A 17,182-nucleotide genomic window follows, 5' to 3' on the forward strand; every position below is an offset into this window, starting at 1 on the left:
GCAGGACTGCTCATAGGGCTTGCTCGTGACGATTGACCCGCGCTTCCAAGCGGCTTTGCAGGTGGGCCAGGATGCTGGCCAGCAACCAATAGAGCAGCGCGGCGGCCAGGTACATGGTGAAGATTTCAAAGGTGCGCGCGGTAATCAGTTGCGCCTGGCGGAACAGCTCCGGCACCTGAATGGTGGCGGCCATGGCGGTGTCTTTCACCAGGGCGATAAAGCTGTTGCCCAAGGGCGGTAAGGCGGTGCGCGCGGCTTGCGGCAGAATGGTGCGGTACAGGGTTTGTACTTTGCTCATGCCGATGCTGGCGCTGGCTTCCCATTGGCCCTGATCAACCGAGGCGATGGCGGCGCGCAGAATCTCCGCCACATAGGCGGCCATATTTAGCGATAAACCGAGCAGCGCAGCGGGGATTGGGTCCAACTGCAACCCCACTTCCGGCAAACCGTAATAGATCATAAACAGCTGCACCAGCAGCGGTGTGCCACGGAAAAACGACACGTAGATACGTGACAGCCAGCGCAGTGGAGCGATGCCATAGAGGCGGGTGATGGCCAGCAAAAAACCCAAGAGCAGGCCAAAAAACATGCCGCCTAAACTCAGGCCGACGGTGTACAGCGCGCCCTTCAGCAGAAACGGCGCGCTGTCCAGTGCGAGCTGCAAACTGACATCGATCATTGGCTTACGTCAGCCTTAAACCACTTCTCGGAAATCGCTTTTAAGGTGCCGTCGGCTTTGAGCTTGGCGATGGCTTTATCCAACGCCGCGAGCAGCTTGGGGTTGCCTTTGCGCAGGGCGATGCCAGCTTGTTGCGGGGCGAAGGGCTCGCCTGCGAGGGCCAAGGTGTCACCGGTTTTCGAGATCAGTTCAAAGGCGGCTATACGATCGCCGAGGATCGCATCCACCCGGCCCAGGCGTACATCTTGGTTACGCGAGGCATCGTCATCGTAGTTGCGGATATCCGCCTCGGGCACGTTGTCCTTGAGCCACTGCTGGTAGTTGCTGCCCAGCACTACACCGACTTTTTTCCCGGCCAGATCAGAAGGTTTGTGGAACTGGTCTTCTTGGCCCTTGCGGGTCAGCACTTGGATGCCGGAAATGGTGTATGGCGTGCTGAAGTCGAATTTCTTTTTACGCTCTTCAGAAATGGTCACCTGGTTGATCACCACGTCGAGGCGGCCTGATTCCAGTGCGGCGAGGATGCCGTCCCATTTACTTGGCTGGAACACCGCTTTAACGCCCAGCTCCTTGGCCACGGCCTCGGCGAACTCGACTTCAAAGCCGCTCAGCTTGCCGTTTTCATCTTGGAAGTTGAAGGGTGGGTAGGTGCCTTCAAGACCGATCTTGATGGCGCCGTTTTTTTCTATTTGGTCTAGTAGGTCAGCGGCGCTGGCAGTGTGTGCGGCAAACCCGGCAAACAGCACAAAGCCCAAACCTAAGGCTTTGAATTGGCGGCGAAAGAGAGTCATGTCCATATCGATAACCTTTAGCGGCAGTCAAAAGTGGCCTCACTCTAGTGAGGATTCTTTATTCGTTAAAAGACTAAAAAATTATTTACTTATAAATTCTATTGATTGTTAGTGGTGTTCAGTCTGCTCTTTGAGCGTAGGCGAAAAGCGCTGGCGCGCCGCCGGTATGCACAAACAGCAGGGGCCCGTCTTTAAAGGCCTGGCGCTGAATACCAGCCAGCAAGCCAGCAAAGGCTTTGCCGGTATAGACAGGATCCAGCAGCAAGCCTTCCTGGCTGGCCAGCAGGCGGATCGCCGCCAGGGTTTGCTCGTTCGGTTCGCCATAGCGCGGCGCGTAGTACTGATCCCACAGTTCAATCTGAAGACTGGCTGGTACGTCGACACCGAGCAGTTGCGCGGTTTGCTCCAATAAGCCGACCACCTTGGGTCGTTGGCTGGCATCGGGGCGCGAGACGGTCACGCCAATCAGTGGCACCTCGGGCAATGTCTGCGCCAATGCCAGGGCCAGGCCACTATGGGTACCGGCGCTGCCGGATGCGACGACGATGGCGGCGAAGTCTTCGCCGCAGGCGCCGATCTGCTGCGCCAACTCTATGCCTGCGTTGACATAACCCAGCGCGCCTAAGGCATTGGAGCCACCAATGGGGACTACATAAGGGCGCTTACCGAGCTTGCGCAAACGCGCGGCGGTGGCGGCAAGTTGGGCGTCGGCCTGATCGAGATTGGCCACTGCTTCAACCTCGGCGCCAAATAAATCCAGTAATAGACGATTGCCGTTATGCAGGTAATTGGGCGCTTGGGTGTCGATTGGGTTTTCCAGCAGGGCCACGCAGCCCAGCCCCAAGCGAGCAGCCACGGCCGCGGTTTGGCGCACGTGATTGGACTGAATCGCCCCGGCCGTAACCAAGGTGTCGGCGCCCTGAGCCAAGGCATCGGCAGCCAAAAACTCCAGCTTACGCAGCTTGTTGCCGCCCAAGGCCAGTGGCGTCAGGTCATCGCGCTTAACCCACACGTCGCGGCCCAGATGCTGCGACAGGCGCGCAAGTTTCTCCAGAGGCGTCGCGCCATTTAGCAAGGCAAGGCGGGGGAAACGGGTGATGGCTTGGCTGAGCATGGTGGGTTCTTCTGCTGGTGGTTGGCGAGGCCCGTGAATAAAGGGGGCGAGATAGAGCAGGTGCGGCAAATTAAAGTAATATTGGTTATATAAGAATAATTATTTAGTATTTTAATGGAATAAAAAATCCCAGTAGTGTCGCCTTCAACCGAGCCAATAGGGCAGTAAGCCCAGGCCGAGCGCACTTAATTTCTAATTTCAGCATCCATTTAGCTTAGGCATTATTCGAGGCATTCCGACATGAAAAAAACTTTATTGTTCACCGCTCTGGCCGCTGCATTTGCCGTTACAGGTCTGGCTCAGGCTGCAGAAAAACTGGTTGTGGCGGCCACCCCAGTGCCCCATGCCGAGATTCTTGAGCTGATCAAACCGCAACTGGCCAAAGAAGGAGTGGACTTAGAAGTCAAAGTCTTCACCGACTATGTGCAGCCCAACCTGCAAGTCGAGCAGAAGCAACTGGATGCTAACTACTTCCAAACCAAACCGTACCTGGACACCTTTAACAGCAGCCGTGGCACTCACCTGACCATCGTTAAAGGCGTGCATGTGGAGCCGCTGGGTGCCTACTCGAAGAAATTCAAAACCATCACTGAGCTGCCGAAGGGCGCCACTATCGCCATCGCTAACGAAGGCAGCAACGGTGGTCGTGGTCTGCTGCTGTTGCAGAAGGCCGGCCTGATTAAGTTGAAAGACCCAACCAATGCCATCTCCTCGCCGAAAGACATCGCCGAGAACCCGCAGCAATTCAAATTCAAGGAGCTGGATGCCGCTATCCTGCCGCGTGTGCTGGACCAGGTTGACCTGGCCCTGATCAACACCAACTACGCTCTGGAAGCCAAGCTCAACCCAGCCAAGGACGCACTGCTGATCGAAGGCGGCGACTCGCCTTACGTGAACTACCTGGTGGCCCGTCCGGACAACCAAAACAGCCCGGCGATTAAGAAGCTGGCTGATGCCCTGACCAGCCAGCAAGTTAAAGACTTCATCACCAAGCGCTACTCCGGCGCAGTGGTTCCCGCTTTCTAAGTTTCAGCTTTATCGCACCACGACACTGCGGCTACGGCCGCAGTCTTGCCGCGCCGCACGCTTGCCCGTGCCGGCGCGTTTTTTTGTCTGGGCCAAACCTGGCCTGGACAGCCTTGTGCAGCGCAGGCTGCAGCGTCTGAGCCTGAGCCGATTAGGGCTCTAAAGCCGCGACATAACCTTATTCATTTAAATTATTTAGCAATTCATGCTTAGATTAGATATCTTCACTCCATAACTTGTTATGACAAGTTGCTTAAGAGGTTTTAGCCATGGCCCAACTGCTGCCACTGTCGCCGGTTCCGCTCTACAGCCAGCTCAAGGAATTGTTGCGCTCGCGCATTCTCGATGGCACCTACGCGCCCCATAGCCGTATGCCTTCGGAGAGCGAGTTAGGTAAGGCTTTTGCTGTCAGCCGGATCACCGTGCGCCAGGCGTTGGGTGATCTGCAAAAGGAAGGACTGATCTTCAAGATCCACGGCAAGGGCACCTTTGTCGCCAAGCCGAAAGCCTTCCAGAACGTCAGCACCTTGCAAGGCTTGGCCGAGTCGATGACGCAGATGGGCTATGAGGTGCTCAACCGCTTGATCAGCTTTAAAACCCTGAGTGCCAGCGCCGTGGTGGCGGAACGTTTGCAGCTGGCGCCGGGCAGCCAGGTGTGTGAGATCAAGCGTGTGCGTTTGATCAATCGCGAGCCGGTTTCCCTGGAAGTGACCTATTTGCCCAGCGCGGTGGGCGAGAAGCTGGAAAAGGCCGACTTGGTCAGCCGCGACATCTTTTTGATTTTGGAGAACGACTGCGGCATCGCCCTGGGCCATGCCGAGTTGGCTATCGATGCAGTACTGGCAGACAACGACCTGACCCAGGCACTGGCGGTGGAAGAGGGCTCGCCGATCATGCGGATCGAGCGTCTGACCCATACCGCCGATGGCAGTCCGCTGGATTTTGAATACCTCTATTACCGTGGCGATGCCTTCCAGTATCGCCTGCGGATTGATCGGCACAAAGGCGCATAAGGCATAACAATGAGTAGTTACCAGACGTTGGAGCAGGAATACGACATCGTGGTTATCGGCGGTGGTACGGCCGGACCCATGGCGGCGATTAAGGCCAAGGAGCGTAACAAGGCGCTGCGCGTGCTGTTGATCGATAAGGCCAACGTCAAGCGTAGCGGCGCCATCAGCATGGGCATGGATGGTTTGAACAACGCCATCGTGCCGGGGCACGCCACTGCTGAGCAGTACACCAAAGAAATCACCGTGGCCAACGACGGCATCGTCAACCAGGCCGCTGTGTACGCTTACGCCACTAAGAGCTTCGAGACCATCGAGCAACTTGATCGCTGGGGCGTGAAATTCGAGAAGGACGAAACCGGCGACTACGCGGTGAAGAAGGTCCACCACATGGGTGCCTATGTGCTGCCCATGCCGGAGGGGCACGACATCAAAAAGGTGCTCTACCGTCAGTTGAAGCGGGCGCGGGTGGAGATCACTAACCGGGTGATCGCCACGCGTTTGCTTAAAGATGCCGATGGCGCGGTCAATGGTGTGATGGGGTTTGACTGCCGGACCGCCGACTTCCATGTGATCAAGGCCAAGGCCGTGATCCTCTGTTGCGGCGCGGCCGGGCGCTTGGGCTTGCCGTCTTCCGGCTACCTGATGGGCACGTACGAGAACCCGACCAACGCCGGTGACGGTTACGCCATGGCCTATCACGCCGGCGCCGAACTGGCCAACCTGGAATGCTTCCAGATCAACCCGCTGATCAAGGACTACAACGGCCCAGCCTGCGCCTACGTGACCGGACCTTTGGGCGGCTATACCGCCAATAACAAGGGCGAGCGTTTTATCGAGTGCGACTACTGGAGCGGGCAGATGATGTGGGAGTTCCACCAGGAGCTCGAAGGCGGCAACGGCCCGGTGTTCTTGAAACTCGATCACCTGGCCGAAGAAACCATCCAGACCATCGAAGAAATTCTGCACAGCAACGAGCGCCCCAGCCGTGGCCAGTTCCACGCTAACCGTGGCACCGACTACCGCACCGGCATGGTCGAGATGCATATCTCCGAGATCGGTTTCTGCTCCGGCCACAGCGCCTCGGGCGTGTGGGTTAACGAGAGGGCCGAAACCTCGGTTAAGGGTTTGTACAGCGCCGGCGACATGGCCGCCGTACCGCACAACTACATGCTCGGTGCCTTCACCTATGGCTGGTTTGCCGGCACTAATTCGGCGGATTTTGTCGCTGAGCGTGAATTCACTGAGCTGGATCAGGCGCAGATCGACGCGGAAAAAGCCCGGGTCTACGCGCCGCTGTTGCGTGAGCATGGTCTGCCGCCCGCGCAGGTGGAGTACAAGCTGCGCCGCATGGTCAACGATTACCTGCAGCCGCCCAAGGTCACCAAGAAAATGGAGATCGGCCTGACCCGTTTCGACGATATTCAGCGCGATCTTGATCAGCTCAAGGCCAACAACCCCCACGAGCTGATGCGCGCCCTGGAGGTCAGCGTGATCCGCGACTGCGCCGAGATGGCCGCCCGCGCTTCGTTGTTCCGCACCGAAAGCCGCTGGGGCTTGTATCACCACCGGGTGGACCATCCGCAGCGCAACGATGCGGATTGGTTCTGCCATGCCCACTTGAAGAAAGACCAGCAGGGCCGGATGAGCAGTTTTAAAAAGCCCGTCGAGCCTTATTTGATTGCTTTGGATGAAGACGAGCAGCAGGCCTATAACCGTTTGCGGGTGAAGACAGCGGTGGCTTGAGCCGGCGTGGACGGGGATGGCTCTTGGTGGATGGCTGCAGCGCCAGCTACGCGCACCGATCCACCCTACGGGCAGGATGAGGCCGAACAGCAGCTCTACAACCCTTTGCGTGTGTAGCCGTGACCGCTGGCGGGCGGCGTTATTGATAAAGAATTCGAGAGCCTTAGGCTCCAAGGACAACCGAGATGGCTTACCAACCCCAAGAAATTTTCTTTCGCAGCAACGCGCCGGTCACGGTCGATGAGGAACTGTGCATCGCCCACAAGGGCTGCACCGTGTGCGTCGATGTGTGCCCCATGGATTTGCTGGCGATCAACCCAGAAACTCAGAAAGCCTATATGGCCTTCGATGAGTGCTGGTATTGCATGCCCTGCGAAACCGACTGCCCGACCAATGCGGTCAAGGTCGAGATTCCTTACTTACTGCGTTAAGGCGCTCGGTTTGCCCTGCGGCATGAGCGCAAACAGACCTGCGTCAGCGCTGCCAGCTAGGTGGCTTGAGTCCGATAAGTCGTCAGGCGATCGGCCATAAACATATAAGTTTTAAGTATTTAAGAAAGCAGGCTTATGCCTGATATCTTCAGGTTACTACTTGTTATAACAAGAAGACTATTAAGCCCGCCCGCTGCGATTGGGCTGGTTTAACAGCAGCGTGACGCTACCGGTTGCCAGCCGGATGCCTGAGCAATATCCCCTCGTTTCCCACCACTGAGCCTGGTGGCGGAGACGATGCCAATACTAATTATTCGAGGGGCAACACTTATGAACTTGCGTACTACTCTGACCGGCCTGGCGCTGGCTATCGCGGCGCTGCAAGCCAATGCCGAGACCATCCGCATCGCCATCGGCACCCAGGACACCACGATCAACTGCGCCGCCGGTGGCTTGTTGATCCGTGAGTTGGGTCTGCTCGACAAGTACCTGCCTAAAGACGGCAAGTACAAAGACGCGCAGTACCAGATCGAATGGAAGAACTTCACCAGTGGCGCGCCGCTGACCAATGAGATGGTCGCCGGCAAGCTGGATTTTGGCGCCATGGCTGACTTCCCCGGCTCGTTCAACGGCGTGGCGTTCCAGGATGCGGGCAAGCAGAGTCTGTTTATCAGCGTGTTGTCCGGCAGCATTCAGGGCAGTGGTAACGGCATCGTGGTGCCGGCTTCTTCGAGCGTGCAAGCGTTGGCGGACCTGAAGGGCAAAACCATCTCTGTACCGTTTGCCTCCACCGCCCACGGCATGCTTCTGCGCGCTGTCGCCGCGCAAGGCTGGGACCCGCAGAAGGACGTGCGCATCATTGCCCAGGCACCGGAGATTGCGGGCTCGGCCCTGCGCAGTAACCGCATCGACGCCCATGCTGACTTTGTGCCGTTTGCCGAGTTGTTCCCCAACCGGGGTTTCGCGCGCAAGATTTACGATGGCTCCCAAGCCAAGGCGCCAACCTTCCATGGCGCACTGGTGGATGCCGCCTACGCGAAGCAATACCCCGAGGTGGTCACGGCCTACCTGCGGGCTGGTATCGAAGCGGATCAACTGCTGGCCGCCGAGCCTGAGAAGTACAGTGAGCTGATTGAGAAGGTCACGGGCATCGAAGCCGAGGTGGCCTATCTGTTCCACGGTCCGCTGGGCCTGCAAACCCGCGACCAGAGTTGGAAACCGGAATATCGCCAGGCGGTGGCCACTTCCATCGACACCTTGAAGCTGCTGAAGAAGACCGAGCGCAGTCTGGATACCGCCAGCTTTATCAACGATCAGTACATCCGCGCCGCGTTTAAAGCCTCGGGCTTGGATTACGACCAGCAGTTGGCCAACTACGCTGCGCTGCCGCTTAAGGCCAATGATGCGCTGACCGGCAAGCCAATAACCGACTTCAAGCGCGTGGCGCAAATCTGGGTCCGTGATGAGGCCAAGGTGCGCCACTACGCTTCCCCAGAAGCGGCTCTGCAAGCCTTGGCCAAGCTGGAAGAAGAGGGCAAGGACATCCGCGCCATCTATGCCCAGGCCGCGGATACGGGGATCAAGTTGCTGGCCAACCAAGCCTGGTTCGTGCGCAGCAATAGCGGGCAATTGCAGGCCTTTCTGCTTAAGCAGCAAGCCGAGCAATTTGCCGCGCAACAAGGGGGCAGCGTGGTGGATTTCGCCAGCGCTAACCAGCAGTCGTTAGCCAGTCGCTAACAGTGGTGTAGACACGCCGCGCAGGCTTAGGCCGGGCGCGGCGTGGTCGTGAGGGTGGAGTTATTAATGAACGAATTGTCGCGTTGGCCGCTGCGCCTGGCGGCCTTGGGCGCTTGCTTGCTGTTTTGGCAACTGGCGGCCAGTCATAAGCTGGATCTGGGTTTGATCACCTTTGTTTATGTGCCCACGCCCAGTGCGGTATTGGATGCGGCGCTGGCGTTACTGGAGTCCGGCAAGTTGCTGCCGCACTTAAGCAGCAGCCTCGCGCGGGTGTTGTTCGGCTATGTGCTGGCGGTCGTTGCGGGGGTGTTGCTGGGCTTGGCCATTGGCCGCTCGAAGTGGGCGGAAGACAGCCTGCTGCCGCCTTTAGAAGTACTGCGGCCGATCCCTGCGGTGGCGTGGATTCCCCTGGCGATTCTGATGTTTCCGTCCTCGGAAGCCTCGATGATTTTCATCACCTTCACCGGAGCGCTATTCCCGATTTTGCTCAACACGGTGCACGGTGTGGAGGGCGTTGATCCGCGCTTGATTGCCTCCGCGCGCAGCCTCGGTGCCAAGCCTCTGGCGATCCTGCGCGAGGTGGTGATTCCCGGCGCGGCGCCAAGCATTGTCACGGGTTTGGCGATTGGTATGGGCACCTCGTGGTTTTGCTTGGTCACTGCCGAGATGATTTCCGGCCAGTTCGGCATTGGTTACTACACCTGGGAGTCCTACACCATCCAGAACTACGCCGACATCGTGGTCGGCATGCTGCTGATTGGCGTGCTTGGCATGGGCAGCAGTGCCTTGGTTAAACAACTGGGTGCCTGGGCCACGCCTTGGTATCGCAATAAGGGGAAACGCTAATGGTGGCGCTGGCGCACAAGTCCCCAGCGGGACGCATCGACGTGCAGCAACTGACCATTCGCTTGGGGCAAGGCGCACAGGCATTTACCGCGGTCGATCAGCTCGATTTCAGCGTTGAGGCCGGTGAGTTCGTCTGCATTCTCGGGCCTTCTGGCTGTGGTAAATCGACCTTGCTCGGCGCCTTGGCCGGTCATTTAGAGCCGGCTGAAGGCATTCTGCGCGTGGATGCGCAGGCGGTGCACGGGCCGTCGCCGGATCGCGGCATGGTGTTTCAGCAACACACTTTGCTGCCGTGGCGCAGCGTGCTGGATAACGTCGCCTTTGGCCTGAAGATGCAAGGCCTCGGCAAAGCTGAGCGGCGCACTCAGGCCAATGAATTTTTGCGTTTAGTCGGTCTGGAAGACTTCGCCCAGCGCTGGCCTAACCAGCTTTCCGGCGGCATGCAGCAGCGCGCGGAAATCGCCCGGGTGCTGATCAACCGACCCCGTCTGCTGCTGATGGACGAGCCATTCGGCGCCCTCGACGCGCAAACCCGCGCACGGATGCAGGAGCTGCTGCTGGAGATCTGGGGGCGGATTCGCACCACGGTGGTGTTCGTCACCCACGATATCGACGAGGCGCTGTTCCTCGCCGACCGTATTTTGGTGATGAGCCCGCGGCCTGGGCGCTTTATCGAAGACCTGCGTTTGGACTTCCCCCGGCCACGGCACAGCAGCCTGCTCACCAGCCCTGAATTTGTTCATCTAAAACGCCACTGCCTGGCCTTGCTGCATCACCAAGACGGCCGCGAACTGCCGCGCCTGACGCCGCTGGGCCTGCCTAGCGATGATTTTCCGCCACTGCGAATTGCCCTATGACTGATCTGCACATCGACAACCCCGAGATCCAAGCCCTTGCGCCGCGCTTAAGTGACAGCGACGCAGGCGTACGCCGTATCGCCCTGATTGCCCTGGCTGATCTGGAAGACCCAGACGGCTTGCCCTGGCTGATCCACGCCCTCAGCCACGACCGCGACGCCGCCGTGCGCGCCGAAGCCGCGCGTTTGTTGGAAGCCTGGGAGGAAGACCCGGTGGTCGAAGCGCTGTGCGCCGCACTGGCCGATAGCGCCGAGGCGGTGCGTGAGGCCGCCGCGCAAAGCTTAAGCGAGCTAAAAACCTTAGACGCTGGCCGCGTGGTGCTGCCTTGGGTCAGTCATGCCGACAGCTTTGTCCGTGCCAGTGCCTTGCGCGCGCTGCGCGAGCTGCGCCTGCCGGATTCGGTTCCAGCCGCGCTGCAAGCACTGAACGACAGTGAGGCCAGCGTGCGCCGCGAAGCGGTCGGTATTCTCGGTTGGCTTAAGCGTTTGGAAGCGTTACCGGAGCTGGCGCGCTTGGCCAGTAGCGATGCCGACACCGAAGTACGCCGCGCCGCCACCGGCGCCTTGGGCCTAGCCAGCGACACCAGCGTGTTGCCGGCTTTGCAGGCCGCGCTGAATGATCCGCAGTGGCAAGTGCGTGAAGAGGCGGCCACCACCTTGGGCAAAGTCGGCGTCAGCGCAGCCGGCCCGGCCTTGCTCAACGCCTTGAGCGACAGCTACTGGCAAGTGCGCCTGCGCGCCGCCCGGGCCTTGGGCAAATTGCGTTATGCCGAAGCGCTAACCGGCTTGGTCGAATTGCTGGGGCATAGCATCAGCAACTTGCGTAAAGAGGCGGCGTTGGCCTTGGGTGAGCTGCAAATCGCCGCGGCTTTGGCGCCGTTGCAAGCGGCTGAACATGACGCCGATCCGGAAGTGCGCAAAGCGGTGCGTATCGCTTTGCAACAACTGCAAAAGGTCAGTTGATGAGCGCGCCCACGGCCATTCGCAATCAGCGTGATGCCCACTTACTGCTGGTGCAGTGGGCCGATGGCCGCAGCCATAGTTTCAGCCATGCGCGCTTGCGCGCCGCCTGTCCGTGCTCCAGCTGCCGTGCCGGACGCCTGGCCGGACGCATCGATCTGGCCAGCAGCGACGTGCAGATCACCGCCATTAACAGCCAAGGTTATGGCGTGCAGTTGGTGTTTAGTGATGGCCATGAGCGCGGGATTTATCCCTGGAGTTATCTGCAGGGGCTGACCGCATAGTGACTTTGCAACCTACGCGTATCGCGCGGCACAGGGGCAGGGCAAGCAGGCCGGCCTAGGCACGCTGCCTAAGCCGCGTGCCGTGTTTTAAACGCGCTGCATAGCCCTGTTGTCGGTAAGGCGCTGCCTTGGCTAGCTTGAGCCAACCAAGGCGTTGCAGGGTTTATCGAGGGCTTAGAGAAACGGCAGCTTGCCGGCGACAATCCCAGTCTCTTCGCTGTATTGCTGCCAGTGATCAGCCAGCTCTTGCAGCAGCTCAGGGTGGCTTTGGGCCAAGTCGTGGGTCTCGCCCGGGTCCTTGCTCAGGTCATACAACTGCCAGGCGCCAGGGCCGATTGGCTGGGGCAGAAACACAATCTTCCAGTTGCCCTTGCGCAGGGCGCGCATGCCGAATAGCTCCCAGCCGGTGACGCTGTTTTCATCGTGCACTTGCTGGGTTTCGCCGGCTAAGTAGCCCAACCAGGATTTACCCCGCACTGACGCGACATCGCGGCCATTCCAGCGTTTGCCCGGATGCCGCACGCCGGCCAGATCGAGAATGGTCGGCGTCACGTCCATCACCGTGCCAAAGTTATGGCTGATCTGCTTTTGTCGTGCCAGAGGCGGATAGTGGATCAGCGCCGGCACGCGGATGCCGCCTTGGGTGGTAAAGGCTTTGTACAGACGCGATGGCGCAGTGGCCGCTTGCGCCCAGCGCGGGCCGTACCACACGTAGGAATTGGCGTTGCCGATATTGTCCAGGCTGTTGTCGTAGTGCTGATCGAGAAACTCTTTCAGGTGCGGGCCGAATTTAGGGAAGGCCTCCAGCAGCGCGCCCTCGGCACCGTTGTCGGAGAGGAACAGGATAAAGGTGTTATCCAGCTGACCTTGCTGGCGCAGGTAATCGACCACACGGCCGACGTTCCAATCCAAACGCTCGACCATGGCCGCATAGACTTCCATGCTGCGGGCAGAGATGGCGCGTTCTTCATCGCTGAGAAGTTGCCATTCCTTGTTCATCGCCAGCACCGGATGGGCTTTGACATCCTTATCGACCAGGCCTAGTTCCTTCAGGCGGGCCAGGCGTTCCTGGCGCAGAACTTCGGGGCCAGCGTCATAGCGGCCACGGTATTTGGCCACCACCTCGGCGGGCGCTTGCAGCGGCCAATGCGGGGCGGAGAAGGGCAGGTAGGCGAAGAACGGCCGGCTCTGGTCGCGTTCCTTGAGGTACTGCAGCAGCTTGTCGCCGAAGGCGTCGGAGGAATAAAAGTCCTTGGGCAGTTCCGCCACAAACTGGTCGTCTTCGATATACAACGCCGGCGTGCCCTTGAGTATCTGTGGCGTGCTGTCGTCGTAGGGCGGCTCAAAACCGTAGTGGTTAGCCGCACCGGGCAGCAGCGAAAACGAACGCTCAAAACCGCGGGCATGGGGCGCCAATTCCGGCGTCAGGCCCAGGTGCCATTTACCGGCCATCAGGGTTTGATAGCCGGCTTCACGCAGCAGCTCCGGCAGAGCCACCACACGCTCATTCAAATAGCCTTCATAGCCAGGCTTGCCGACCTGTTCCGGGCTGATGGCCTCAGCCATGCTGCCGATGCCGGCGATATGGTGATCGGTGCCGGTGAGCAGCATCGAGCGAGTCGGTGAGCAGGTCGAGGCCGCGTGGAAATCGGTCAGGCGCAGGCCGCCATGGGCGAGAGCGTCGAGGTTGGGGGTGGCGATTTCACTGCCAAAGGCGCCGACGTCGGAAAACCCCAAGTCGTCCGCCAGAATCACTAAAAAGTTGGGGCGCTTGCTCATTACAGATCAGTCTCTTATCGGGGGTTATTGGCTTGGTGCCGGGCTTAATAGGCGATGGATGTCAGCGGCAGATCCTGCACTCGTGGCGCAGGCGGCCGGTAATCGCCGTCGCCGGTCAGCTCGTGCAGCAGCTCTTCGCGCAGCTGCAAGAACTCATAGCTGCCGCGGTTACGCGGATGGGGCAAGTCCACTTCAACAATGCGCTTGATCCGCCCTGGCCGTGGCGCCATGACCACCACTCGGTCAGCCAGGAAAATGGCCTCTTCCACATCGTGGGTCACCAGCAAACTAGTGATGCCGGCGCGGGCGCGAATGGCCAGCAGCTCTTCTTGCATTTGTTGGCGGGTGAGGGCGTCGAGGGCGCCAAAAGGCTCATCGAGCAGCAGAATCCGTGGGCTGGCCACCAGGCCACGGGCAATCGCTACGCGCTGCGCCATGCCGCCGGAGAGTTGGTGTGGGTAGGCGCGCTGGAAGCCATCGAGACCGACCAGCTGGATAAACGCATCAACCTGGCGATAACGCTCAGCCTGGGTCAACGGCTCGTTGATCAAGCCTAACTTGATGTTTTGCTCCACGGTCAGCCAGGGGAACAGACGATGCTCCTGGAACACGATGCCGCGCTCGCTGCCGATACCATTAATGGCTTTGCCATCGACTTTGATCGTGCCGCGATAATCGCGATCCAAGCCAATCAGCAGGCGCAGCAGGGTGGATTTACCGCAACCGCTGGAGCCCAAAATGGCGATCGATTCGCCTTCGGCAATATCCAGGCTGAACTCGCGGATGGCTTCCAGTTGGCCGCCTTCGACAGCGAAGTTTTTCCCCACCTGCTCAAAGCGCACGATGGGCTCGGCACTGTGGGCATTGGCGGGCTCGGGTGTGGCTAAGGTCAGGCTATTCATGCATGTCTCCAGCGTGTGGCCAGTGCTTCTAAGCGTTGTCCAAGGGTGTTGATCACGGCTCCAGTCAGGCCAATCAGCAGCATGCTGGCCATGACTTGATCCATTCGAAACAGTTGCTGTGCGCCAATCATCAGGCTGCCGATACCGCCATCTGAGGGCATGAAGTATTCCGCACCGATGGTGCCCAGCCAGGCATAGATCAGGGCCAGGCGCAGCCCGGCAAAAATGGCGGGTGCCGCCCCAGGTAGCACCACGCGCAGCAGTTGTTGGCGGCGATTCAGGCGCAGCACTTGGCCGGCCTCGTGCAGTTGCGTCGATAAGCTCTCGATGCCGCGTTGGCTGGCGATCAATAGAGGGAAGAAGGTGGCCAAGCTGACGAACACCACCTTGGCCAATTCACCCAAGCCAAACCAAGCGGTTAGCAGCGGCACCCAGGCAAAGATGGCGATCTGTTGCAATGCTGACAGGCTGCCACCCAACAGGCGCCGCGCCGGACGCCACAGGCCGAGCAGGATGCCCAGCAGCAGGCCCACCCCGGCGCCGAGCAGCAAGCCGACAAAGGCCCGAGTTAAGCTCAGCGCCATGGCTTCGGTCAGGCTGCTGTCGGCCAGCCCTTGCCAAGTGGCAGTGAGGACCTGCAAGGGCGTGGCTACCAAGTTGCTGTCCAGCCATTGCAGGTTGCCGCTGACTTGCCATAACAGCAGCAAGGCTGCCGGCAATAGCCAAGGTTGCAGACGTTGCCAGCCTTGTCCTGGTTCGACGCGAACGATGGCTGCCGTAGGAGGGTGGGGCCAGTGCACTAAGCGGTGGTCGAGCCAGTCAATGCCGCGATTGAACAGCAGGCCAAACAGGCCAATGATCAGGATGCAGACAAACACCACATCCAGCATAAACAGCTGCCGGCCCCAGACCATCAGGTAGCCCAGACCTTCGCTGGAGGCGAGTAATTCCACCGCCAACAACGAGGCCCAGCCTGTGGCAATGGCTAGGCGCAAACCGGCCATAAAGGATGGCAGCGCTGCTGGAATCAACAGCCGATAAATACGCAGGTGTAAGGGCAGACGTAGCACTGCCGCCGCCTCACGCAGACGCGGCTGGGCGTCGCGTACGCCTACCAAGGTGTGGATGGCGATAGGCACCACAATAGCCTTGACCAACACCACCAGTTTGAGTGTTTCACCAATGCCAAACAGCAGCATAAACAGCGGCACCCAAGCCAAGGTAGGAACTTGCGCTAAGGCGGCAAAGGTCGGGTAGATCAGCCGCTCAGCCAAGCGGCTGCTGCCCATCCAGGCGCCCAGCAGCACGCCACTGGCGACCCCGCCCAACAAGCCCCAAGCCAAGCGCTGCAGGCTGATACTGATATGCAGCCACAACTCATCGCGGCTCAATTCCAGCAGGCTGTTCCACACCAAGCTGGGCTCGGGCAACACCTGCTCGCTCATCCAGTGCCAATGGCTGGCAGCTTGCCACAGCAGCAGCAAAGCCAGCGGCACAATCCAGGGCACTAACTGCACCCGCGGTAAGCGCAGACGCTGCCGTGGTGTTAGGGAAAGTCCGGCTGCCCCGGAGCTGACGCTCACGCGCGCGGTCCTGTGCCTAGGGCGCATGAACGCAGCCAAGGCTTAGAAGAAAACTTAATTAATGGCATATAAAACTTCATATAAATGCATTTGGGAAATAAGGACATGCATTTAAAGAAGCTTTAAGGAAGTGAGGCCAATGCATTATTTGAATATTTTTTATGCATAAAAAGCATCTGACCTACAGCCTGCGTACTAGGGGCGAATCGCGCTGCTTATGCGAATAAGATTTAAAAATGGAATTTAATATTATTTTATTGATTGTTAATGCCGTGCTTATCGTGGCGCAGCGATGCCAAGAGGTGTCGGCAATTGTTCAGCAACTCGATAAGCAGGAAGTTTATCTATGAAGAATCGTTTCGTTCGTGCCCTAGGCGCAATCGCCGTTCCTGCCTTATTGGGCTGGGTGAGCCTGAGTGCCAGTGTGGCCCAGGCGGCTGTCACAGAGATTCGTATCGCTGTGCCGGATATTGGCGCCGGTACTAATAAAAGTGGGGCGGGCGTGGTCGATGTGTTGCGTCAGCAGCAGATCATCGAAAAAGAGTTTGCCGCCGATGGCATCAAGATTAATTGGATTTTCTTTAAGGGCGCAGGGCCTGTGATCAACGAAGCCTTTGCCAATAAACAGGTGGACTTGGCCTACCTCGGCGACCTGGCCGCGATTATTGGCAAGTCCAATGGATTGGACACCCGCTTACTCAGCGCCATAGCACGCAATATCAAGTACTACTTGGCCGTGCAGCCGGGCTCGCCAATCAAGAACCTGACGGATCTCAAAGGCAAACGGGTAGGCATCTTTAAAGGTACCGCCAACCAACTGTCGTTTGATGCTGCCCTAGCCAGCCAAGGTTTGACTGAGCGCGATTATCAGGTGATTAACCTCGACATGAACGCCGCCAACGCGGCACTGGCCGCCAAGCAAATCGATGCCACCTGGGGCGTGGCCAACGTGCTGGCGCTCAATGCCAAAGGCTTAGCGGATATCCCACTGAGCAGCGACGACTTAAATGGCGCTGGCAGTGCATTGACCGCATTAGTGGGCAGCCGTCAGTTTGTCGAAGAAAACCCGGAAATTCTCGCGCGCTTTATCAAGGCGCAGCAAATTGCGGTGCGTTGGTTGCGTGATGAGAGCAATCGCGAGGCTTATATCAAGCTGGTGTCCGAGCAGGCCGGCTATCCGGAGCTGCTGCTGCGCAAAGATTTGGATACTTCCAAATTCCAAGAGATCTTTTCGCCGTTGTTGGATAAAGAGTTTTTAGCGCAGTTGCAGCAGGGCGTTGATATCGCCTCGCAGCAGCGGTTGATCCGTAAGCCGTTTAAGGTTGAGGAGTGGGTCAGCGGCCAATTCCTCGACGCGGCACTGCGTGACCAAGAGCAAGCCACCAGCTCCGCCGCCCGATAATAAGGGCAGTGCAAGCGCCAGTGAGCTTACCCCTTG

Annotated in this window: 16 protein-coding genes; 10 read left to right on the forward strand and 6 right to left on the reverse strand. The window is 58.9% G+C overall.

What is annotated here, in order from left to right; translation table 11 throughout:
* Positions 1-10: 10 nt before the first annotated feature.
* The 3 genes from tcyL to NTD81_RS05820 all read right to left on the reverse strand — a co-directional run bounded on the left by tcyL (position 11) and on the right by NTD81_RS05820 (position 2,584).
* The gene (gene tcyL / locus NTD81_RS05810; protein WP_262180432.1) at positions 11-679 is read right to left on the reverse strand and encodes a cystine ABC transporter permease; all 669 of its coding nucleotides are present in this window, start codon (positions 677-679) and stop codon (positions 11-13) included.
* Positions 676-1,476, reverse strand: coding sequence for a cystine ABC transporter substrate-binding protein (tcyJ, locus tag NTD81_RS05815; RefSeq protein WP_262180434.1), 801 nt, complete (start codon positions 1,474-1,476; stop codon positions 676-678). The genes tcyL and tcyJ overlap by 4 nt, the downstream gene beginning before the upstream one ends.
* Positions 1,477-1,588: 112 nt before the next feature.
* Positions 1,589-2,584, reverse strand: a complete 996-nt coding sequence (locus NTD81_RS05820; protein WP_262180436.1) for a D-cysteine desulfhydrase — start codon at positions 2,582-2,584, stop codon at positions 1,589-1,591.
* Between the two features lie 240 nt (positions 2,585-2,824).
* Between NTD81_RS05820 and NTD81_RS05825 the strand changes: the two genes are divergently transcribed.
* The 9 genes from NTD81_RS05825 to NTD81_RS05865 all read left to right on the forward strand — a co-directional run bounded on the left by NTD81_RS05825 (position 2,825) and on the right by NTD81_RS05865 (position 11,480).
* Positions 2,825-3,610 carry a MetQ/NlpA family ABC transporter substrate-binding protein gene (locus NTD81_RS05825; RefSeq protein ID WP_262180438.1) on the forward strand — a complete coding sequence of 262 codons (786 nt, stop codon included), beginning with the start codon at positions 2,825-2,827 and terminating at the stop codon, positions 3,608-3,610.
* 269 nt (positions 3,611-3,879) lie between these two features.
* A complete protein-coding gene (locus NTD81_RS05830; protein ID WP_262180440.1) occupies positions 3,880-4,623 on the forward strand; it encodes a GntR family transcriptional regulator in 744 nt (247 codons plus the stop codon).
* Between the two features lie 9 nt (positions 4,624-4,632).
* The gene (locus NTD81_RS05835) at positions 4,633-6,366 is read left to right on the forward strand and encodes a fumarate reductase/succinate dehydrogenase flavoprotein subunit (protein WP_262180442.1); all 1,734 of its coding nucleotides are present in this window, start codon (positions 4,633-4,635) and stop codon (positions 6,364-6,366) included.
* A 185-nt stretch (positions 6,367-6,551) separates the two neighbouring features.
* A complete protein-coding gene (locus NTD81_RS05840; protein WP_262180444.1) occupies positions 6,552-6,797 on the forward strand; it encodes a ferredoxin family protein in 246 nt (81 codons plus the stop codon).
* A 330-nt stretch (positions 6,798-7,127) separates the two neighbouring features.
* A complete protein-coding gene (locus tag NTD81_RS05845) occupies positions 7,128-8,534 on the forward strand; it encodes an ABC transporter substrate-binding protein (RefSeq protein WP_262180446.1) in 1,407 nt (468 codons plus the stop codon).
* A 66-nt stretch (positions 8,535-8,600) separates the two neighbouring features.
* On the forward strand, positions 8,601-9,380 hold the full coding sequence (locus NTD81_RS05850) for an ABC transporter permease (RefSeq protein WP_262180448.1): 780 nt from the start codon (positions 8,601-8,603) through the stop codon (positions 9,378-9,380).
* The gene (locus NTD81_RS05855; RefSeq protein WP_262180450.1) at positions 9,380-10,237 is read left to right on the forward strand and encodes an ABC transporter ATP-binding protein; all 858 of its coding nucleotides are present in this window, start codon (positions 9,380-9,382) and stop codon (positions 10,235-10,237) included. The genes NTD81_RS05850 and NTD81_RS05855 overlap by 1 nt, the downstream gene beginning before the upstream one ends.
* Positions 10,234-11,199 (forward strand): HEAT repeat domain-containing protein, encoded by a 966-nt coding sequence (locus NTD81_RS05860; protein WP_262180452.1) that lies wholly within the window; start codon positions 10,234-10,236, stop codon positions 11,197-11,199. The genes NTD81_RS05855 and NTD81_RS05860 overlap by 4 nt, the downstream gene beginning before the upstream one ends.
* On the forward strand, positions 11,199-11,480 hold the full coding sequence (locus NTD81_RS05865; protein ID WP_262180454.1) for a DUF971 domain-containing protein: 282 nt from the start codon (positions 11,199-11,201) through the stop codon (positions 11,478-11,480). The genes NTD81_RS05860 and NTD81_RS05865 overlap by 1 nt, the downstream gene beginning before the upstream one ends.
* Positions 11,481-11,654: 174 nt before the next feature.
* Here NTD81_RS05865 and NTD81_RS05870 read toward each other — a convergent pair whose 3' ends face one another.
* Genes NTD81_RS05870 through NTD81_RS05880 form a run of 3 tightly spaced genes read right to left on the reverse strand, consistent with a single transcriptional unit; the run spans position 11,655 to position 15,771 of the window.
* Complete coding sequence (locus NTD81_RS05870) at positions 11,655-13,259, reverse strand: arylsulfatase (protein WP_262180456.1); 1,605 nt, start codon at positions 13,257-13,259, stop codon at positions 11,655-11,657.
* A 44-nt stretch (positions 13,260-13,303) separates the two neighbouring features.
* A complete protein-coding gene (locus NTD81_RS05875) occupies positions 13,304-14,161 on the reverse strand; it encodes an ABC transporter ATP-binding protein (RefSeq protein WP_262180458.1) in 858 nt (285 codons plus the stop codon).
* Positions 14,158-15,771 carry an ABC transporter permease gene (locus tag NTD81_RS05880; protein ID WP_262180460.1) on the reverse strand — a complete coding sequence of 538 codons (1,614 nt, stop codon included), beginning with the start codon at positions 15,769-15,771 and terminating at the stop codon, positions 14,158-14,160. The genes NTD81_RS05875 and NTD81_RS05880 overlap by 4 nt, the downstream gene beginning before the upstream one ends.
* A gap of 319 nt (positions 15,772-16,090) precedes the next feature.
* Here NTD81_RS05880 and NTD81_RS05885 point away from each other — a divergent pair, with 319 nt between their 5' ends.
* The gene (locus tag NTD81_RS05885; RefSeq protein ID WP_262180462.1) at positions 16,091-17,146 is read left to right on the forward strand and encodes an ABC transporter substrate-binding protein; all 1,056 of its coding nucleotides are present in this window, start codon (positions 16,091-16,093) and stop codon (positions 17,144-17,146) included.
* Positions 17,147-17,182 lie beyond the last annotated feature (36 nt).

The sequence above is a fragment of the Pseudomonas sp. 5P_3.1_Bac2 genome (genome assembly GCF_025465995.1).
Classification (GTDB): Bacteria; Pseudomonadota; Gammaproteobacteria; order Pseudomonadales; family Pseudomonadaceae; genus Aquipseudomonas.

What these genes read in the sequence shown, in the direction of transcription:
- tcyL (WP_262180432.1), bottom strand. Translation starts at nt 679, where the DNA reads ATGATCGATGTCAGTTTGCAGCTCGCACTGGACAGCGCGCCGTTTCTG.
- tcyJ (WP_262180434.1), bottom strand. Translation starts at nt 1,476, where the DNA reads ATGGACATGACTCTCTTTCGCCGCCAATTCAAAGCCTTAGGTTTGGGC.
- NTD81_RS05820 (WP_262180436.1), bottom strand. Translation starts at nt 2,584, where the DNA reads ATGCTCAGCCAAGCCATCACCCGTTTCCCCCGCCTTGCCTTGCTAAAT.
- NTD81_RS05825 (WP_262180438.1), top strand. Translation starts at nt 2,825, where the DNA reads ATGAAAAAAACTTTATTGTTCACCGCTCTGGCCGCTGCATTTGCCGTT.
- NTD81_RS05830 (WP_262180440.1), top strand. Translation starts at nt 3,880, where the DNA reads ATGGCCCAACTGCTGCCACTGTCGCCGGTTCCGCTCTACAGCCAGCTC.
- NTD81_RS05835 (WP_262180442.1), top strand. Translation starts at nt 4,633, where the DNA reads ATGAGTAGTTACCAGACGTTGGAGCAGGAATACGACATCGTGGTTATC.
- NTD81_RS05840 (WP_262180444.1), top strand. Translation starts at nt 6,552, where the DNA reads ATGGCTTACCAACCCCAAGAAATTTTCTTTCGCAGCAACGCGCCGGTC.
- NTD81_RS05845 (WP_262180446.1), top strand. Translation starts at nt 7,128, where the DNA reads ATGAACTTGCGTACTACTCTGACCGGCCTGGCGCTGGCTATCGCGGCG.
- NTD81_RS05850 (WP_262180448.1), top strand. Translation starts at nt 8,601, where the DNA reads ATGAACGAATTGTCGCGTTGGCCGCTGCGCCTGGCGGCCTTGGGCGCT.
- NTD81_RS05855 (WP_262180450.1), top strand. Translation starts at nt 9,380, where the DNA reads ATGGTGGCGCTGGCGCACAAGTCCCCAGCGGGACGCATCGACGTGCAG.
- NTD81_RS05860 (WP_262180452.1), top strand. Translation starts at nt 10,234, where the DNA reads ATGACTGATCTGCACATCGACAACCCCGAGATCCAAGCCCTTGCGCCG.
- NTD81_RS05865 (WP_262180454.1), top strand. Translation starts at nt 11,199, where the DNA reads ATGAGCGCGCCCACGGCCATTCGCAATCAGCGTGATGCCCACTTACTG.
- NTD81_RS05870 (WP_262180456.1), bottom strand. Translation starts at nt 13,259, where the DNA reads ATGAGCAAGCGCCCCAACTTTTTAGTGATTCTGGCGGACGACTTGGGG.
- NTD81_RS05875 (WP_262180458.1), bottom strand. Translation starts at nt 14,161, where the DNA reads ATGAATAGCCTGACCTTAGCCACACCCGAGCCCGCCAATGCCCACAGT.
- NTD81_RS05880 (WP_262180460.1), bottom strand. Translation starts at nt 15,771, where the DNA reads ATGCGCCCTAGGCACAGGACCGCGCGCGTGAGCGTCAGCTCCGGGGCA.
- NTD81_RS05885 (WP_262180462.1), top strand. Translation starts at nt 16,091, where the DNA reads ATGAAGAATCGTTTCGTTCGTGCCCTAGGCGCAATCGCCGTTCCTGCC.